Raw genomic sequence first — 18,875 nt, forward strand, 5'->3', positions numbered from 1 at the left:
CATGAAGGCGGGAGAAACGCGGCGGCCTGCGGGCCGTTGCGCTTTCGATGGACGAAAAAAAGCGGGCTTATTAGCCCGCTAAAAACCACACGCTACGGGGTTAGCGCGAGGAGACCAAAGATGAAACCGAGTCCGGCGGGGGGCCGGAAACGACTTCAACAGGGATGCCCCTCGGAAGGGCTTCGGTACGTGACCGACTGGCTCGCAGCGCTTCGCGTCCGCTCACACTTGGCACACGAGACCGCATCCGTGTTGAAACCGTTGAGGCCATTGTGGGCGAATTAATGACCCCTCGCGGTAACAAAGTGTTTCAGGTTGTAACGCCCGCCAGATAAGGCTTTCCGGGATTTTTTTCTGTTTTTGAGGGGGCGGGAAAGGTCATTTTTACCCATATTTTCCGCAGCGTTTTCAGCGCATGCGCACGATGCGTTTTTCATGCGTATCAGGCTCGACGAACTGCCGATTTGCACGCGAGAAAATGCGCAATTCGGCCGATACCGCGCATGACGATTCATTCGTCAGAAAGATTTTGAAACGTGATTGGCAGGCGCGGAAGTCGGCCGTTCGGCCAATTCGGTGGCTTCGGGCCGATTTTGCCGGCGCCGGCACGCGGCGTCGAAGTGTAACGGCGGCGATTCGGCCGCCGCCGCGCAGCGACTTTCGCGGGTGACGGCCGCGGGGTCGGTGCCCGCTATCGGCCGCCGCGCGCGAACCCGCTTACTTCAGCCATTTGTCCGAAATGGCCTGGTATTCGCCGGTCGACAGGGCGAGATGCAGCCACTGGTCGACGTATTGCTGGAACGCGACGTCGCCGCGCGGCACCATGTATGCCTTCTCGCCGAACTGGAACGGCTTGTCCGGATGCACCGAGCACAGGCCCGGATTCAGCTTTTGCTGCAGCAGCGTCTCGGACGCATCCGTCACCATCACGTCTGCCTTGCCCGCGAGGATTTGCTTGAAGATCGTTACGTTGTCCGGATAGACCGTGAGGTTCGCATGCGTGAAATACTGCTTTGCGAAACGCTCGTTGGTGCCGCCCGGGTTCACGATCACGCGCGTTTCGGGCCGGTCGATCTGCGCGACGGTCTGGTATTTGTCTGCGTCCGCGCAGCGCACGATCGGCGTCTTGCCGTCGACGACGTACGGCTGCGTGAAGAACGCGCGCTTCTGGCGCTCGAGCGTCGTCGACACGCCGCCCACTGCGATGTCGCATTTCGCGACGAAGTCGCCGGTCAGGTTCGGCCAGCTCGTCTTCACGTAGTCGGTCTTCACGCCGAGCGACTTCGCGAGCGATTCGGCCATGTCGATGTCGATGCCCTCGAAGCGGCCGTCCGCGCGGTAGTACGAATACGGCTTGTAGTCGCCCGTCGTACACACGCGCAGCGTGCCGCGCGCGAGCACATCGTCGAGCCGCGAGCCGGCGCCCGGTGCGGCGGCGGTTGCGCCCGTGCCGGTCTGTGCGTGCGCGGCGGCGCAGCAAAGCCATGCGGCCGCGGCGAGCGTGGCGAATGTCTTCATCGGTCTCCTCCTTCGTTTCGTTCGATATGAGCGTTCGATCATAACGGAGCCATCGCGCGCGTCATATGGCCGCCATCGCGTCGGCAAGCGCAGCCTCGCGGCGGCTGTCCGGTAAAATGCCGCTTTGCCCTCGCATCGTCGCTCCTACCGTGGCCCATACCCTGCTCAACGACACTTTCCTGCGTGCGCTTCTGCGCGAGCCGACCGACTACACGCCGATCTGGCTGATGCGCCAGGCCGGCCGCTACCTGCCCGAATACAACGCGACGCGCGCGCGCGCCGGCAGCTTCCTCGGTCTCGCGAAGAATCCCGATTACGCGACCGAAGTGACGCTGCAGCCGCTCGAGCGCTTTCCGCTCGACGCCGCGATCCTGTTCTCGGACATCCTGACGATTCCGGACGCGATGGGGCTCGGCCTCGACTTCCAGGTCGGCGAAGGGCCGAAGTTCGCGCATCCGGTGCGTACCGAGGCCGACGTCGCGAAGCTCGCGGTGCCGGACATCGAAGAGACGCTCGGCTACGTGACGGGCGCGGTGCGCGAGATCCGCCGCGCGCTCACCGACGGCCAGGGCCGCCAGCGCGTGCCGCTGATCGGCTTTTCGGGCAGCCCGTGGACGCTCGCGTGCTACATGGTCGAAGGCGGCGGGTCGGACGATTTCCGCACGGTGAAGTCGATGGCGTATTCGCGCCCCGACCTGATGCACCGGATCCTCGACGTGAACGCGCAGGCGGTGGCCGCGTACCTGAACGCGCAGATCGAAGCGGGCGCCCAGGCCGTGATGATCTTCGATACGTGGGGCGGCGCGCTGGCGGACGGCGCGTACCAGCGCTTCTCGCTGGACTACATCCGCCGCGTGGTCGCGCAGCTCAAGCGCGAGCACGACGGCGAGCGCGTGCCGGTGATCACGTTCACGAAGGGTGGCGGGCTGTGGCTCGAGGAGATCGCAGCGACCGGCGTCGACGCAGTCGGGCTCGACTGGACGGTCAACCTCGGCGCCGCGCGCGAGCGCGTCGGGGGGCGTGTCGCGCTGCAGGGCAACCTCGACCCGACGATCCTGTTTGCGCCGCCCGCCGCGGTGCGCGAGCAGGCGCGTGCGGTGCTAGACAGCTACGGCAACCATCCGGGCCATGTATTCAATCTCGGCCACGGCATTTCGCAATTCACGTCGCCCGATCATGTCGCCGAACTCGTCGACGAGGTGCATAGCCACAGCCGCGCGATCCGTAGCGGAGCCGCCGGCTGAACGCAAGCGCTGTCATGCTGCACTGCGGGATGACAGCGTTTCGCTACCGGCACTAAACAGGGCGCAACCCCGCACCGGTTGCCGATTCAGTGCTTGTCAAGACTTGACTTATACACATTTTCCACGTTGCAGCGCGGTAGAGCCCTGTATCGGTCAATTTGTCTCGCTATGGTTCGGTAATTTGAATAGCAGCCTTATGGAATAAGGCTCCGCGGGGCGCCGCAACAAACCGCGAAAATCAGCGCAAAGCGCGGCCCCGCGCGCGTTGCGGCCGTCGAGCGGCGAGTTCTCAACAAAGTTATCCACAGGCTGGGCAGGGTATACGGCGATTCCTAATGCGAATCCAAAACTTAGCGCCGAATCTGAAGTTTTACTTTAAGTTCGCTGCCACGATGCGGGCGCGGATGCTGGCCGCCCATGACCAAGTGGCGCATGCCGCCGCCGGAGCGCCGTGATGAGCGGTACCTACCTGCGCGTCGCGCTCGACCATCCGCTCGCCACCCTGTTCGACTACCGCTGCGACGCGCAACCGGCGCCCGGGCCCGGCACGCTCGTGCAGGTGCCGTTCGGCAAGCGGCAGGCCGTCGGGCTCGTCTGCGAAGTGACGACTCACACCGATGTGCCGCCGTCCCGGCTGCGCGCGATCGACGCGATCTGCACCGACCTGCCGCCGCTGTCGCCGGACTGGCTCGCGCTCGTGTCCTTCGCGGCCGACTACTACCAGCGCGGGCGTGGCGAAGTCGCGCTGCCGGCGCTGCCGCAGGCGCTGCGCGATGCCGGGCGCTGGGGCCGACTGCTCGCGCCCGAGGTGCGCTACCGGCCGACTGAAGCCGGCCGCGCGGCGCTGCCCGATGCGTTGCCGGCGCGGGGGGCCGCGCTGCGGCGGCTCGCGCAGGCGCTGGTCGACACCGGTTCGCTGGGGCTGCCCGATGCGCGCGCGCTGCACCCGAAGGCGGCGGCGACGCTCGACGACTGGGCGGCGCGCGGCTGGGTCGACGTCGAGGAGATCGGCTGGGCCGATGCGCCTGTGCCCAAAGCTGTGGATAACCTGTTGGCAGCCGGTGGACGAACTGTGCCGCCGGCGCTCACGGACCAGCAGGCCGAGGCGCTCGACGCGATTCGCGCCGCGCAGGGCTTCGCACCGTTCCTGCTGCACGGCGTGACGGGCAGCGGCAAGACCGAGGTCTATCTGCATGCGCTCGCGTCGCTGCTCGACGCGCGGCCGGACGCGCAGGCGCTCGTGCTCGTCCCCGAAATCAATCTGACGCCGCAGTTCGAGGCCGCATTTCGCGCGCGCTTCGCGGGTGCGCTCGCCGACGATGCGATCGTCACGCTGCACAGCGGGCTTGCCGAAGGCGAGCGTGCGCGCAACTGGCTCGCCGCGCATACGGGCCGCGCGCGGATCGTGCTCGGCACGCGTCTCGCGGTGCTCGCGTCGATGCCGACGCTCGCGCTGATCGTCGTCGACGAGGAGCACGAGCCGGCGTACAAGCAGCAGGAAGGGCTGCGCTATTCGGCACGCGATCTCGCCGTGTGGCGCGCGAAGCAGCTCGACATCACGGTCGTGCTCGGCTCGGCGACGCCGTCGCTCGAAAGCTGGTGGCAGGCCGAGCAGGGCCGCTACACGCGGCTCACGCTGTCGCGCCGCGCGGTGGCCGACGCGACGCTGCCGACCGTACGGCTGATCGACCTCGAAGAGGAGCGGCGGCGCGGGCGCGCGTCGATGGGCGGGCTGTCGGGGCCGCTCGTCGCGGCACTGAAGGCGCGGCTCGAGCGCGGTGAGCAAAGCCTCGTGTTCCTGAACCGACGCGGCTACGCCCCGCAGCTCGCGTGCGACGCATGCGGCTGGGTCGCAGGCTGCCCGCGCTGCAGCGCGTACGTCGTGCTGCACAAGCCCGAGCACGCGCTGCGCTGCCATCACTGCGGCTGGGAAGCGCGCATTCCGCGGTCGTGCCCCGAGTGCGGGAACGTCGACATCGCGCCGCTCGGGCGCGGTACGCAACGCATCGAGGAGGCGCTCGCCGAGGCCGTGCCGGGCGCGCGTGTGCTGCGGATCGACGCGGACAGCACGCGCCGCAAGGGCAGCGCGCAGGCGCTCTTTTCCGATGTGCACGCGGGCGAGGTCGATATCCTCGTCGGCACGCAGATGATCGCGAAGGGGCACGACTTCCAGCGCGTGTCGCTCGTCGGTGTGCTCAATGCCGACACCGCGCTGTTCTCGCACGACTTCCGCGCAAGCGAACGGCTGTTTGCGCAGCTGATGCAGGTGAGCGGCCGTGCGGGGCGCGCCGGGCTGCCGGGCGAGGTGCTCGTGCAGACGCGTTACCCGCGTCATGCGCTGTACCACGCGCTCGGGCGGCAGGACTACGTCGGCTTCGCGAATTCGACGCTCGGCGAGCGCCGCGACGCGCACCTGCCGCCGTTCGTCTACCAGGCGCTGCTGCGCGCCGAAGGGCGCACGCTCGACGCGGCGCTCGCGTTCCTGCTGCAAGCCGCGGCCGCCTTGCCGGGGCTGCCGGGCGCCGATCGTGTGACCGTGTACGACGCGGTGCCGATGACGATCGTCAAGGTCGCGAACGTCCACCGCGCGCAGTTGCTGCTCGAAAGCGCATCGCGGGCGGCGCTGCAGCATGCGCTGCGCGCGTGGCAGCCGGAGCTGCGCGCGCTGAAGGGCGTGCTGCGGTGGAGCGTCGAGGTCGATCCGCTGGATATCTGAGCGGCGCGCCATGCGGCCGGCGCGCTGCGTGGCGCTGCGTCGAAGCCCGGGCCGCCGGGCACCCCTGAGCCGTCTCTTGCCGCTCGACCGCAGCCGGGCGCCACCCCTCCCGCCACACCCGCCGCCACACCCGCCGCCACACCCGCCGCCACACCCGCCGCCACACCCGCCGCCACACCCAGTGCAACCCGTTTTCGCCCGCCGCCCCGCGCGCGGCAGGTTGCGCACGCATGTCAAACCGGCCCGCTCAGGGAAAACACCGATCCTCCGACCACGGGCAACTCCTAGGTTGCAACCGCATAAGTGGCTGATTATATTGGCTAACTTGAGGGTGCAACCTGTCTCTCAATTTGGTTGCACCTTTTTATTGCGTGCCGTAGGATTTCGCGCATCCTCTCACACCACATTGCCGGGCTCGCACCGGCGCACGAACCCACCATGGCAAGCACGACTCTCGGCGTCAAAGTCGACGACATTCTCCGCTCGCGCCTCAAGGACGCCGCCGCGCGTCTCGAGCGCACTCCCCACTGGCTGATCAAGCAGGCGATCTTCGCGTATCTCGAGCGGATCGAGCACGGCCAGTTGCCGCCTGAACTGTCGGGCCACAGCGGCGTCACGGAGCTTGCCGACGGCCAGGCCGCGGACGGCGACGACGACAACTCGCCGCATCCGTTTCTCGAGTTCGCGCAGAACGTGCAGCCGCAATCGGTGCTGCGCGCGGCGATCACGGCCGCGTACCGCCGCCCCGAGCCGGAATGCGTGCCGTTCCTGCTCGGGCAGGCGCGCCTGCCCGCGAACATGCAGGCGGACGTGCAGGCGCTCGCGACGAAGCTCGTCGAGGCGCTGCGCGAGAAGAGCTCGGGTGGCGGTGTCGAAGGGCTGATCCACGAGTTCTCGCTGTCGAGCCAGGAAGGCGTCGCGCTGATGTGCCTCGCCGAAGCGCTGCTGCGCATTCCCGATCGCGCGACGCGCGATGCGCTGATCCGCGACAAGATCAGCAAGGGCGACTGGCGCTCGCACGTCGGCCACGCGCCGTCGTTGTTCGTGAACGCGGCGACCTGGGGGCTGATGATCACCGGCAAGCTCGTGACGACCAACAGCGAGGCGGGGCTGTCGTCAGCGCTGACGCGCCTGATCGGCCGCGGCGGCGAGCCGCTGATCCGCAAGGGCGTCGACATGGCGATGCGCCTGATGGGCGAGCAGTTCGTCACCGGCGAGACGATTTCCGAAGCGCTCGCGAACAGCCGCAAGTACGAAGCGCGCGGCTTCCGCTACTCGTACGACATGCTCGGCGAAGCGGCAACGACCGAAGAGGACGCGCAGCGCTACTACGCATCGTACGAACAGGCGATCCACGCGATCGGCAAGGCGGCCGGCGGCCGCGGCATCTACGAAGGCCCGGGCATCTCGATCAAGCTGTCGGCGCTGCACGCGCGCTACTCGCGCTCGCAGCAGGACCGCACGATGAGCGAGCTGCTGCCGCGCGTGCGCGCACTCGCGCTGCTCGCACGCCGCTACGACATCGGCCTGAACATCGACGCGGAAGAAGCCGACCGCCTCGAACTGTCGCTCGACCTGCTCGAGGCGCTGTGCTTCGACCCGGATCTCGCGGGCTGGAACGGCATCGGCTTCGTTGTGCAGGGCTACCAGAAGCGCTGCCCGTTCGTGATCGACTACCTGATCGACCTCGCACGCCGCAGCCGTCACCGCCTGATGATCCGCCTGGTGAAGGGCGCGTACTGGGATACCGAGATCAAGCGTGCGCAGGTCGACGGCCTCGAAGGCTATCCGGTGTACACGCGCAAGATCTACACGGACGTGTCGTACCTCGCGTGCGCGAAGAAGCTGCTCGCGGCGCCGGATGCCGTCTACCCGCAGTTCGCGACGCACAACGCGCACACGCTGGCCGCGATCTACCAGCTCGCGGGCCAGAACTACTACCCGGGCCAGTACGAATTCCAGTGCCTGCACGGGATGGGCGAGCCGCTGTACGAGGAAGTCACCGGCCGCGACAAGCTGAACCGTCCGTGCCGCGTGTACGCGCCGGTCGGCACGCACGAGACGCTGCTCGCGTACCTGGTGCGCCGCCTGCTCGAGAACGGCGCGAACACGTCGTTCGTGAACCGCATCGCAGATAAGACCGTGGCGGTGAAGGAGCTGGTCGCCGATCCGGTCGACGAGGCGTCGAAGGTCGTGCCGCTCGGCGCGCCGCACACGAAGATCCCGCTGCCGCGCAACCTGTACGGCGACGAGCGCCCCAACTCGATGGGCCTCGACCTGTCGAACGAACACCGTCTCGCGTCGCTGTCGTCCGCGCTGCTCGCGAGCGCGCACTTCCCGTGGCGCGCGGCGCCAATGCTCGCCGACGACACGCTCGCCGACGCGCCGGCCCGCGACGTGCGCAACCCGGCCGACCAGCGCGACCTGGTCGGCACGGTCAGCGAAGCGACGGCCGAACACGTGAGCGCGGCGCTTGCGCACGCGGTGGCTGCCGCGCCGATCTGGCAGGCGACGCCGGTCGATGCGCGTGCCGATTGCCTGGTGCGTGCAGCCGACCTGCTCGAAGCGCAGATGCACACGCTGATGGGCCTGATCGTGCGCGAAGCCGGCAAATCGCTGCCGAACGCGATCGCCGAGATCCGCGAAGCGGTCGACTTCCTGCGCTACTACGCCGCGCAGATCCGCGGCGAATTCTCGAACGACACGCACCGTCCGCTCGGTCCCGTGGTCTGTATCAGCCCGTGGAACTTCCCGCTCGCGATCTTCATGGGCCAGGTCGCCGCGGCACTCGCCGCCGGCAACACGGTGCTCGCGAAGCCGGCCGAACAGACGCCGCTGATCGCCGCCCAGGCGGTGCGCCTGCTGCGCGAGGCCGGCGTGCCGGCCGGCGCGGTGCAGTTGCTGCCGGGCACCGGCGAGACCGTCGGCGCGGCGCTGGTGGCGGATCCGCGTACGCGTGCGGTGATGTTCACCGGTTCGACCGAAGTCGCGCGCCTGATCAACAAGACGCTGTCCGCGCGCCTCGACCCGGACGGCAAGCCGATCCCGCTGATCGCCGAAACGGGCGGCCAGAACGCGATGATCGTCGACTCGTCGGCGCTCGCGGAACAGGTCGTCGCGGACGTGATGCAGTCGTCGTTCGACTCGGCCGGTCAACGGTGTTCGGCGCTGCGCGTTCTGTGTCTGCAGGACGATGTCGCGGACCGCACGCTGACGATGCTCAAGGGCGCGATGCACGAGCTGGCGCTCGGCAACCCCGACCGGCTGTCGACGGACGTCGGCCCGGTGATCGACGGCGAAGCGAAGCAGACGATCGACACGCACGTCGCGGCGATGAAGGACAAGGGCCATGAGGTCACGCAGCTGCCGGCGCCCGAGGCGTGCGCGCACGGCACGTTCGTGCCGCCGACGCTGATCGAGATCGGCAGCATCGACGAGCTGAAGCGCGAAGTGTTCGGCCCCGTGCTGCACGTGGTGCGTTACCGCCGCAGCCAGCTCGACAAGCTGCTGGAGCAGATCCGCGCGACCGGCTACGGGCTGACGCTCGGCATCCACACGCGGATCGACGAGACGATCGCGCACGTGATCTCGAATGCGCACGTCGGCAACATCTACGTGAACCGCAACGTGATCGGCGCGGTGGTCGGCGTGCAGCCGTTCGGCGGCGAAGGGCTGTCGGGCACGGGCCCGAAGGCCGGCGGCGCGCTGTACCTGCAGCGCCTGCTCGCGACGCGTCCGTCGGGCCTGCCGCGTTCGCTCGCGCAGGCGCTGGTGTCGGACGGCGCGGTGGAGGGCGACGCACGTGGCAACCCGGCGGCGGCGCTCACGACGCTGCGCGACTGGCTGATCGAGCAGCGCGAGCCGGCGCTGGCTGCACGTTGCGACGGCTATCTGGCCCAGGTGCCGGCCGGTGCGACCGCGGTGCTGACCGGTCCGACGGGCGAGCGAAACACGTATACACTCGGCCCGCGCGGCACGGTGTTGTGTGTCGCGGCAACGCCGGGCGGTGCGCGCGCGCAGTTCGCGGCGGTGCTGGCGACCGGTAACCGTGCGCTGTTCGCCGGCGCGGCCGGCGAGGCGCTGGTCGCCGCGCTGCCGGCGTCGCTGAAGGCACATGCGGCGGTGCGCAAGCAGGCCGACGCGCCGTTCGACGCGGTGCTGTTCGAAGGCGACAGCGACGAACTGCAGACGCTCGTGAAGGACGTCGCGCAGCGGCCGGGCCCGATCGTGTCGGTGCAGGGCGTGTCGGTGGGCGCGTTCGAGAACGGCGATGCGGAAGATTACGCGCTGGAACGGCTGTTGACGGAGCGCTCGGTGAGCGTGAACACGGCCGCAGCGGGTGGCAATGCGAATTTGATGACGATCGGCTGATCATCCTTGCCGTTCGGATCAAACAAAGGAAGCGGCAAGGCGATCCCGAAGCCGCTCCATTTACCCTGGTACCAAGGAGATGCTATGCAGCACACGATGAAAAAGCTGGCAGGCGCGACGTTCGTCGCGGTCATGTCGCTGGCGGGGACGGCCCATGCGGATGACGTGAAGATCGGTTACGCAGGGCCGATGACGGGCGCGCAGGCGCACTACGGCAAGGATATGCAGAACGGGATCGTGCTCGCGATCGAGGATTTCAACGCGACGAGCCCGAAGATCGGCGGCAAGCCGGTGAAGTTCGCACTCGACACGCAGGACGACCAGGCTGACCCGCGCACCGGCACGACGGTCGCGCAGAAGCTCGTCGACGACGGCATCAAGGGCATGCTCGGCCACTTCAACTCGGGCACGACGATTCCGGCTTCGCGCATCTACGCGAACGCGGGCATTCCGCAGATCGCGATGGCGACCGCACCGGAATACACGCAGCAGGGCTACAAGACGACCTTCCGCATGATGACGTCCGACACGCAGCAAGGTTCGGTGGCCGGCACGTTCGCGTCGAAGGATCTCGGCATGAAGAAGATCGCGATCGTCGACGACCGCACGGCCTACGGCCAGGGTCTCGCCGACCAGTTCGAGAAGGCCGCGAAGGCTGGCGGCGCGTCGATCGTCGACCGTGAATTCACGAACGACAAGGCGGTCGACTTCAAGGCGATTCTGACCAAGCTGAAGGCGGCGAAGCCGGACCTCGTCTACTACGGCGGCGCGGATTCGCAGGCTGCACCGATGGTCAAGCAGATGAAGACGCTCGGCATCACCGCCCCGCTGATGAGTGGCGAAATGGTGAAGACGCCGACGTTCCTGAAGATCGCGGGCAACGCGGCCGACGGCACGATCGCCTCGCTGGCCGGCCTGCCGCTCGAAGAAATGCCGGGCGGCAAGACGTACGCCGACAAGTACAAGAAGCGCTTCGGCGAAGACGTGCAGACGTACTCGCCGTACGCGTACGACGGCGCGATGGCGTTGTTCAACGCGATGAAGAAGGCCGATTCGACCGATCCGGCGAAGTACCTGCCGGTGCTCGCGAAGACCGACATGGCCGGCGTGACGTCGACGCACGTCGCGTACGACGCGAAGGGCGACCTGAAGAACGGTGGCATCACGATGTACAAGGTCGAGAAGGGCGAGTGGAAGCCGCTGAAGAGCATCGGCGGGAAGTAAGCAGCACGTGAGCTGCGGGCGGTGGCGCAACGCGCTGTCCCGCACCTCATGCGAAAAAGCCACCGGGCCGTTGAGTCAGGTGGCTTTTTCTTTGGCGGTGCACGGCCAGGTAGTACATACGGCTCTTGCCGGCGATGATTCAACGGTTTGGGTATGTTCCGACGGGTGCGCCGCGTGTGTACGTCAATGCTTCATCGATGCGACTGGCGGCAGTACGAGGTTACTTATCTTCACAGCACTTGTTGGGGCAATCGGGCAGGAAGGAAATTTCCACACGCCGCCCATTATCCACGTCCCCATGCGAATAGACGCGGGCGCTCGTCTTGACGGTTCCGCGTAGAAAACCGAATTGCTTCAGCAGCGCATACGCGGCTTGCATTCGCGATTGTGCAAGGGGCAGTGCGTTCTGTTCGCTTTCCTCGGCATGGCCGCTAATCAGCGTTGTTTCCTTGGTTACGTGACGGGCGTAGGCGATTTTCTGGTCTGCTGTCCAGTTTGCAGTGCGGACGATTTCAGAATTCGATACATATGAACTGTTTTTCGGAAAATGGATATCGAAATTTTCGCTTGCGACACACGCAGATGCATGACTGGACGCGACGACGCATAGGCCAGCAATTAATTTCATAGTTTATTATTTGGTGAGTCTTGTTGTTGGCGAGACGCTGGGGCGTCGCATAAATTTCCACATCCATTTTTGCAGAAAGGCAGAAGACTCACGCCGAGCTGCAAGTATCCTCCATGGCCGGTGCTATCGATTGGGTATGTAATTCGATTGACGTGCGTGTCAACATAGATATATTGAGGCTTGATGCCAAGCTGTATCAGGAAGTCTTTCAGCTGTTCACCTCTCGACTTTGCCAGATTCAAGGAGTTGCGTTCGCCGACATATGCGCTGGCGATGATTTGCGCCTGCACTTCAACATCGGGCCATTGCCGCGCAGCCAAAACCATATCCACTATCTTTATTCGATATGCATTTGGAATGCCGGGATAATTCAGAGGCACGCTTTCGAGCATGTGTTCCGATATCGTGCAGGCGCTCGCGTGTTGAATAAAAACGGCACCAGCAAGTGCAGCAACAGGAATCAGAATTTTTATCATTCAATAACCAAATATTCTTTTTTAAGAATTCACTTATGTCATCAAAGTGCGCGACGCGTCCGCCGCGTTCCGTGAGTGCGCCAACGGTGGCGAAAAGATGGGTCGATGCTTTGTGTTCGTTTTTCATCCGGCTTCCCTGTCTCAGTAAATGGAATGTCCTGCCTAGAGACGCTATTCCAGATAAGAAACGTCGATCAATCGGGCGAGTATGATTCGGCATCCATAACTTCTATTACTTGTTCCATTCCACCTATTGCATCGACCGTGCGTGCGGGAATGCGTTGGTCAGCTGACGCGGCCGTGCGATTTCCTGGAGGGCGTTACGCATGCTCCCGTTACGTGGCAGTCCGAGTGAGGCGCGGACAAGGAATGGTGACGTATCTCGCTTCGATGAAAGAGGGGGTGCGAGGGGAATATGAGTGCGCGAGTGGCAAGTGCGGTGGCGCAATCGTGGGTATTCAGTCCCCGCGCCGCACACGCAGCAGGAACTTCTGCAGCTTGCCCGTCGGCGTGCGCGGCAGCGCCTGCGCGAACGTGAATTCGCGCGGGACCTTGTACGCGGCGAGCCGCTCGCCGCAGAACGCGCGCAGCGCGTCCGCGTCGGGCACCGCGCCCGCGCGCAGCACCACGTGCGCGACGACCGTCTCGCCCCAGTCGGGATGCGGGACGCCGACGACGGCGGCCTCGGCGATGTCCGGATGCGCGCCGAGCACATCCTCCACTTCCTTCGAATAGACGTTCTCGCCGCCCGTCACGATCATGTCCTTCAGCCGGTCGACGATGAACAGGTAGCCATCCTGATCGATCCGCGCGATGTCGCCGGTGCGATACCAGCCGCCCGGTGCGAACGCGTCGCGTGTCGCGGCTGCGTCGTCGAGATAGCCGAGCATCATGCTGTCGGTCTTCAGCCAGATCTCGCCGGTCTCGCCCGGCTGCGCATCGATGCCGTCCATCCGCACGACGCGCAGGTCGACGCCCGGGCCGCCGTGGCGGCCGATCGAACCGGCCTTCGCGATCTGTTCGTCCGGATACAGTGTCGTGCCGGCCGGGCCCGCTTCCGTCATGCCGTACACCTGGAAGAACGCGTCGCTGCGATAGGCGCGTGCGAGCCGTTCGGCCTGCGCGGTGCCGATCGGGCCGCCGCCGTACAGCCACGCGCGCACGCTCGACAGGTCGAACGCCGCGAAGCCGTCGATCGTGTCGAGCGGCAGCAGGTACGACACCGGCGCGCCGAAATACAGCGTCACGCGTTCGCGCTCGACGGTCTGCAGGAACCGGAGTGGATGGTACTCGCGCAGCAGCACGACGGTGCCGCCCGCGTACAGCGTGCCGCCGAACCAGTTGTTGAGCGGCGACGAATGCCAGATCGGCATCGCCATCAGCGTGCGTTCGTTGCGGCCGATGCCGGTCGCGAGGGCCGCCTGCATCGCTGCGAGCGTCACGGTGCGGTGGCTGTGCACGCAGCCTTTCGGGTGGCCGGTCGTGCCGGACGTATAGAGGATCTGTGCGATGTCGCCGTCGGCCGGCTCGATGCCCGCGAGGCCGTCCATCGTCGCGCACAGCGTATCGAAGCACGGCACGCCGTCGAGCTCGCCTTCGGTCACGAGCCGCCGCGCGGGATGCACGATGCGTTCGACCACCGGCGCGAGCGCCACGTCGAACAGCAGCGCCTTGCTGCGGCTGTGTTCGAGCACGTAGTCGACTTCCGGCGCCTGCAGCTTGTGGTTGATCGGCACGAACGTCGCGCCGAGCCGCCACGCGCCGAACATCAGGTCGACGAAGGCCGGCGTGTTGAAGCACATCGCGGCGACGCGGTCGCCGGCCGCGACGCCGAGCGCGCTCAGCACGGCCGCCGCACGGTGCGAGCGCTCGCGCGCGGCGGCATAGGTGATCGTCTCGGATTCGCTGACGAGGAACGGCTTGTCGGGCGTCGCACGGGCGGCGCGGTCGAGGGCGGCGACGAGGTTCATCGGGGCTCCGGGCGGGCGATCGAAGGTGAACTGGGTTGTACCAGGCCGGACGAACGGCGTCAGGCCGGATACGCGCGCTGCAGCAGCGCGGCGACGTCGATCGCATGCGGGTCGAAGCCGCCCGCGATGCGGCCCCAGTCGGGCGCGGCGAGCCGCGTCGCGACGAACGCATCGGAGACGGCCGCCGGCGCGTCGCGGCGCAGCAGGCACGCCTGCGCGACGACCGCGAGCCGCTGCGCGAACAGGCGGCCCGACGCCTCGAGCGTGTCGGCCGGCACCGCGAGCATCGCGCGCAGCGCGTCGAGCGCCGCCCGGATGCGCGGTTCGCCCGCACCGAGGTCGGCGAGTTCGGCGAACAGCGCGGCGGCCGCGTCGGGCTCGCGCGATGTCGCGCGCAGCACGTCGAGGCACATCACGTTGCCCGAGCCTTCCCAGATCGAGTTGACGGGCGCCTCGCGGAACAGCCGTGCGATCGGGCCATCGTCGACATAACCGTTGCCGCCGAACACTTCCATCACCTCGCCGGTCAGCTCGACTGCGCGCTTGCACACCCAGAATTTCGCGGCGGGCGTGACGATGCGCTTCCATGCGCGTTCACGCGGCGAGTCGTCGCGCTCGAACGCGTCGGCAAGACGCATCGAGAGGGAAAGCGCCGCTTCGCTCTCGAGCGCGAGATCGGCGAGCACGGTGCGCATCAGCGGCTGCTCGGCGAGCGCGCGGCCGAATGCATGGCGCTGGCGCGTGTACGCGATCGCCTGCACGACGCCCTGGCGCAGCATCGCCGCGCTGCCGAGCACGCAGTTCAGCCGCGTGTAGGTGGCCATCTCGATGATGGTCGGAATGCCGCGGCCTTCGTCGCCGAGCATGATGCCCCACGCGTCGTTCAGGTCGATCTCGCTGCTCGAGTTGCTGCGATTGCCGACCTTGTCCTTCAGCCGCTGGATCTCGACCGCGTTCTTCGTGCCGTCCGGCCGCCAGCGCGGCACGTAGAAGCACGACGGGCTGCCGGCTTCGGTGTGCGCGACGACGAGGTGCGCGTCGCACATCGGTGCGGAGAAAAACCACTTGTGGCCGCGCAGCCGGTATTCGCCGCCGCGTCCGCCCGCGCCGACGGCGGTCGCGAGCGTCGTGTTTGCGCGCACGTCGGAGCCGCCCTGTTTCTCGGTCATGCCCATGCCGAACCAGATCGAGCGCTTGTCGGCGACCGGCACGTCGCGCGGATCGTAGTCGTCGCTGTAGAGCTTGTCGCGCAGCAGCGCCCACAGTGCGGGCTCCTTCTGCAGCACGGGGATCGCGGCCTGCGTCATCGTCGCCGGGCACAGCGTGCCGGCCTCGATCTGGCCATGCAGATAGAAGCCGGCCGCGGTCGCGGCCCAGCGGCCGCGGCGCGAATCGCGGAACGCGAGCGACACGAAGCCCTCGCGGCGGTACTGGCCGAGCAGCGCGTGCCACGCCGGGTGGAAGTCGACGCGGTCGATGCGCCGGCCGCGCCGGTCGAAGGTGCTCAGTTCCGGTGTGTGGCGGTTCGCGGCATCGGCGAGCCGTGCGGTGTCGGCGCTGCCGAGCCGCGCGCCGTATGCATCGAGCTGCGGCACGGCCCAGTCGGCACCCGCGCGGGTGAGCGCGTCGCGCAGCGCGATGTCCGTCGCGAAGAGGTTATAGTCGACCAGTTCGTCGAACTGGTTCGTGACGGCGTGAGTCGATTCGGTCATCGAGGTTGTCTCCGGTCTCATGCTTCGCGGGCGGCCGGCGCCATGCGGCACGGATGGCGCCCCGGCGCCGGTTCCGGCCCCCGGTAAAACGCATTCCCTGCTGATTTCCAGAGTAGCAAATATGCCGCCGCGACATGTTCAGGTTCCGGCGCTGCCCGGCCAGCCGGCGGCGCAACCCGCACCCGCATTGCGCCGCCGGCCGCGCCAGTCGCGCGCGCAGGCGAGTTCCGACGCGCTGCAGCAGGCGTTCGTTCAGCTTTTGCTCGAACGCGGCTACGCGAAAGCGACGATCCGCGAGATTGCGGCGGTCGCGGGCGTGAGCGTCGGCACCTTCTACGAGTATTTCGGCGACAAGCAGAGCCTCGCGGCGCTCTGCATCCACCGGCACGTGCTGGCGCTGGCCGGCCGGCTGCACGACACCGTCGCGCGGCTGCGCGGCGTGCCGCGGGCCGAACTCGCCGCTGCGCTCGTCGACCTGCAGGTCGATGCGATCGGCGCCGACGCGGCGCTGTGGGGCGCGCTCTTCGCGCTGGAGCGGCAGGTGTCGCCGCTCGCAGCGTACCGCCGGCATTACGACGCGTATGTCGCGCTGTGGCGCGACGCGCTCGCGCACGCGGCCGATCCGCCGCCCGCCGCCCGGCTCGACGGGCTCGCGCGAATGGCGCACACGATCTGCTACGGCGGTCTCTCGCAGGCGTTGCTGACGCTCGGGCCTGCGTTCGACGTCGCCGCGCTGCGCGACGAACTGCGGGCCGTGCTGCTCGCCTATCTGGCGGCGGCCGGCCCTGGGGAAATGCCCGATTCGCATGTCGCCCCGGCAGGCTAGCCTTGCCGTTGCGTGCCTCTCTTCACGCGCCATGAGAAAAATGCATGGCAGCCATGACGAACTTTCGATTGTCCGCCGATATTGGCTCGGGCTAAATCTTGCGACAGATACAGGCTGCGCGCGTCGCGCGGGGCCGCCCGAAGGACATCAGAAGGAGGAGTCATGCGAAGCGCCACCGCGCCCCGTTCGAAACTGCCCGACGTCGGGACGACGATCTTCACGGTGATCGGCCAACTGGCTGCCCGGCACGATGCGTTGAACCTGTCGCAGGGGGCGCCGAATTTCGCACCCGATCCGGCGCTCGTCGAAGGCGTTGCGCGCGCGATGCGCGACGGGCACAACCAGTACGCGCCGATGGCCGGCGTCATGGCGCTGCGCGAGCGGCTCGCCGAAAAGACCGAGGCGCTGTACGGCGCGTGCTACGACCCGGCCACCGAGATCACGGTGATCGCGAGCGCGAGCGAAGGCCTCTACGCGGCGATCAGCGCGCTCGTGCATCCGGGCGACGAGGTGATCTACTTCGAGCCGTCGTTCGACAGCTATGCGCCGATCGTGCGGCTGCAGGGCGCGACGCCCGTGGCGATCAAGCTGTCGCCCGAGCATTTCCGCGTGAACTGGGACGAGGTGGCCGCAGCGATCACGCCGCGCACGCGGATGATCATCGTCAACACGCCGCACAACCCGACCGCGACCGTGTTCTCGGCCGACGATCTCGCGCGGCTCGCGCAGCTCACCCGCGATACCGGCATCGTGATCCTGTCCGACGAGGTCTACGAGCACGTCGTGTTCGACGGCGCGCAGCACCAGAGCATGGCGCGCCATCGCGAGCTGGCCGAGCGCAGCGTGATCGTGTCGTCGTTCGGCAAGTCGTTCCACGTGACGGGCTGGCGGGTCGGCTATTGCCTCGCGCCGGCCGAGCTGATGGACGAGATCCGCAAGGTGCACCAGTTCATGGTGTTCGCGGCCGACACGCCGATGCAGGTCGCGTTCGCGGAGATCCTCGCGCGGCCGGACAGCTATCTCGGCCTGTCGGCGTTCTACCAGGCCAAGCGTGACCTGCTCGCGCGCGAGCTGGCCGATTCGCGTTTCGAGCTGCTGCCGAGCGAAGGCTCGTTCTTCATGCTCGCGCGCTTCCGGCACTTCTCGGACGAGAGCGACAGTGACTTCGTGCTGCGCCTGATCCGCGACGCGCGCGTCGCGACGATTCCGCTGTCGGCGTTCTATACCGACGGCACCGACGCCGGCGTGATCCGGCTCAGTTTTTCGAAGGACGACGCGACGCTGGTTGAAGGCGCGCGGCGGCTGCGTTCGCTGTAAGGCCCGTACGGAAACCGGCGACGGGCACCCGGCGACGGGCGCGTCGCATCGACCAGACACAGGAGATCACGATGAAGCACACGGCCACCCTGAAACTCGCGTTCGCACTCGCGTGCGCAATCGGCTCCGGCGCTGCGCTCGCCGATGCGCAGACGCTGCGCTTCGGCCTCGAGGCGCAATACCCGCCGTTCGAATCGAAAGCGCCGAACGGCGACCTGCAGGGCTTCGACATCGATGTCGGCAATGCCGTCTGCCAGACGGCGAAGCTGTCGTGCAAATGGGTCGAGACGTCGTTCGACGGCCTGATTCCCGCGCTGCAGGGCCGCAAGTTCGACGCGATCAACTCGGCCATGAACGCGACCGAGCAGCGCCGCCAGGCGATCGACTTCACGACGATCATCTATCGCGTGCCGACCCAACTGATCGCGCGCACCGGCAGCGGCCTGCTGCCGACGCCGGAATCGCTGAAGGGCAAGCGCGTCGGCGTGCTGCAGGCGTCGATCCAGGAAACCTTCGCGAAGGCGCACTGGGAGCCGGCCGGCGTCGCGGTCGTCGCGTACCAGGACCAGAACCAGGCGTACGCGGACCTCGTGTCGGGCCGTCTCGATGCGACGCTCGTGCTCGCGCCGTCCGGCCAGCGCGGCTTCCTGTCGCGTCCGGACGGCAAGGGTTTCTCGTTCGTCGGCCAGCCCGTGCACGACGACCGGATCCTCGGCAGCGGCATCGCCTTCGGGCTGCGTAAAGGCGACAGCGCGCTGAAGGCGAAACTCGATGCGGCGATCGACAAGCTGAAGGCGGACGGCACGGTGAGGTCGCTCGGCCTGAAGTATTTCGGCGATATCGACATCTCGGCGAAGTAAGCCGGGCCGCGCG

The 18,875-nt window shown here is 67.2% G+C and carries 12 protein-coding genes; 7 read left to right on the top strand and 5 right to left on the bottom strand.

Annotated elements, in window-relative coordinates:
- Positions 1–717 precede the first annotated feature (717 nt).
- Positions 718–1,518 carry a transporter substrate-binding domain-containing protein gene (locus tag B7G54_RS23775; protein ID WP_085041290.1) on the bottom strand — a complete coding sequence of 267 codons (801 nt, stop codon included), beginning with the start codon at positions 1,516–1,518 and terminating at the stop codon, positions 718–720.
- 149 nt (positions 1,519–1,667) lie between these two features.
- Here B7G54_RS23775 and hemE point away from each other — a divergent pair, with 149 nt between their 5' ends.
- The 4 genes from hemE to B7G54_RS23800 all read left to right on the top strand — a co-directional run bounded on the left by hemE (position 1,668) and on the right by B7G54_RS23800 (position 11,073).
- Complete coding sequence (gene hemE / locus B7G54_RS23780) at positions 1,668–2,762, top strand: uroporphyrinogen decarboxylase (RefSeq protein ID WP_279628083.1); 1,095 nt, start codon at positions 1,668–1,670, stop codon at positions 2,760–2,762.
- Positions 2,763–3,216: 454 nt separating this feature from the next.
- Positions 3,217–5,478, top strand: coding sequence for a primosomal protein N' (locus B7G54_RS23785; protein WP_085041292.1), 2,262 nt, complete (start codon positions 3,217–3,219; stop codon positions 5,476–5,478).
- A gap of 438 nt (positions 5,479–5,916) precedes the next feature.
- The gene (gene putA, locus B7G54_RS23795; protein ID WP_085041293.1) at positions 5,917–9,849 is read left to right on the top strand and encodes a trifunctional transcriptional regulator/proline dehydrogenase/L-glutamate gamma-semialdehyde dehydrogenase; all 3,933 of its coding nucleotides are present in this window, start codon (positions 5,917–5,919) and stop codon (positions 9,847–9,849) included.
- A gap of 84 nt (positions 9,850–9,933) precedes the next feature.
- Complete coding sequence (locus B7G54_RS23800; protein WP_085041294.1) at positions 9,934–11,073, top strand: branched-chain amino acid ABC transporter substrate-binding protein; 1,140 nt, start codon at positions 9,934–9,936, stop codon at positions 11,071–11,073.
- A 220-nt stretch (positions 11,074–11,293) separates the two neighbouring features.
- Here B7G54_RS23800 and B7G54_RS23805 read toward each other — a convergent pair whose 3' ends face one another.
- The 4 genes from B7G54_RS23805 to B7G54_RS23815 all read right to left on the bottom strand — a co-directional run bounded on the left by B7G54_RS23805 (position 11,294) and on the right by B7G54_RS23815 (position 15,859).
- Positions 11,294–11,701: a hypothetical protein gene (locus B7G54_RS23805; RefSeq protein WP_085041295.1), complete on the bottom strand. Its 408-nt coding sequence runs from the start codon at positions 11,699–11,701 to the stop codon at positions 11,294–11,296.
- Positions 11,698–12,177 carry a hypothetical protein gene (locus tag B7G54_RS38730; RefSeq protein WP_133059205.1) on the bottom strand — a complete coding sequence of 160 codons (480 nt, stop codon included), beginning with the start codon at positions 12,175–12,177 and terminating at the stop codon, positions 11,698–11,700. Before B7G54_RS38730 ends, B7G54_RS23805 begins: the two co-directional genes overlap by 4 nt.
- A 458-nt stretch (positions 12,178–12,635) precedes the next feature.
- A complete protein-coding gene (locus B7G54_RS23810; protein WP_085041296.1) occupies positions 12,636–14,147 on the bottom strand; it encodes a class I adenylate-forming enzyme family protein in 1,512 nt (503 codons plus the stop codon).
- Between the two features lie 59 nt (positions 14,148–14,206).
- Positions 14,207–15,859: an acyl-CoA dehydrogenase family protein gene (locus tag B7G54_RS23815; protein WP_085041297.1), complete on the bottom strand. Its 1,653-nt coding sequence runs from the start codon at positions 15,857–15,859 to the stop codon at positions 14,207–14,209.
- Between the two features lie 121 nt (positions 15,860–15,980).
- On the opposite strand from B7G54_RS23815, the gene B7G54_RS23820 reads away from it, so the two are divergent.
- The 3 genes from B7G54_RS23820 (at position 15,981) to B7G54_RS23830 (ending at position 18,862) form a co-directional block, all read left to right on the top strand.
- Positions 15,981–16,685, top strand: coding sequence for a TetR/AcrR family transcriptional regulator (locus B7G54_RS23820; protein ID WP_085041298.1), 705 nt, complete (start codon positions 15,981–15,983; stop codon positions 16,683–16,685).
- A gap of 162 nt (positions 16,686–16,847) precedes the next feature.
- Complete coding sequence (locus B7G54_RS23825) at positions 16,848–18,002, top strand: pyridoxal phosphate-dependent aminotransferase (protein WP_085041299.1); 1,155 nt, start codon at positions 16,848–16,850, stop codon at positions 18,000–18,002.
- Between the two features lie 71 nt (positions 18,003–18,073).
- Positions 18,074–18,862 (top strand): ABC transporter substrate-binding protein, encoded by a 789-nt coding sequence (locus tag B7G54_RS23830; RefSeq protein WP_085041300.1) that lies wholly within the window; start codon positions 18,074–18,076, stop codon positions 18,860–18,862.
- Positions 18,863–18,875: the final 13 nt, after the last annotated feature.

This window comes from Burkholderia puraquae (assembly GCF_002099195.1).
Lineage (GTDB): Bacteria > Pseudomonadota > Gammaproteobacteria > Burkholderiales > Burkholderiaceae > Burkholderia > Burkholderia puraquae.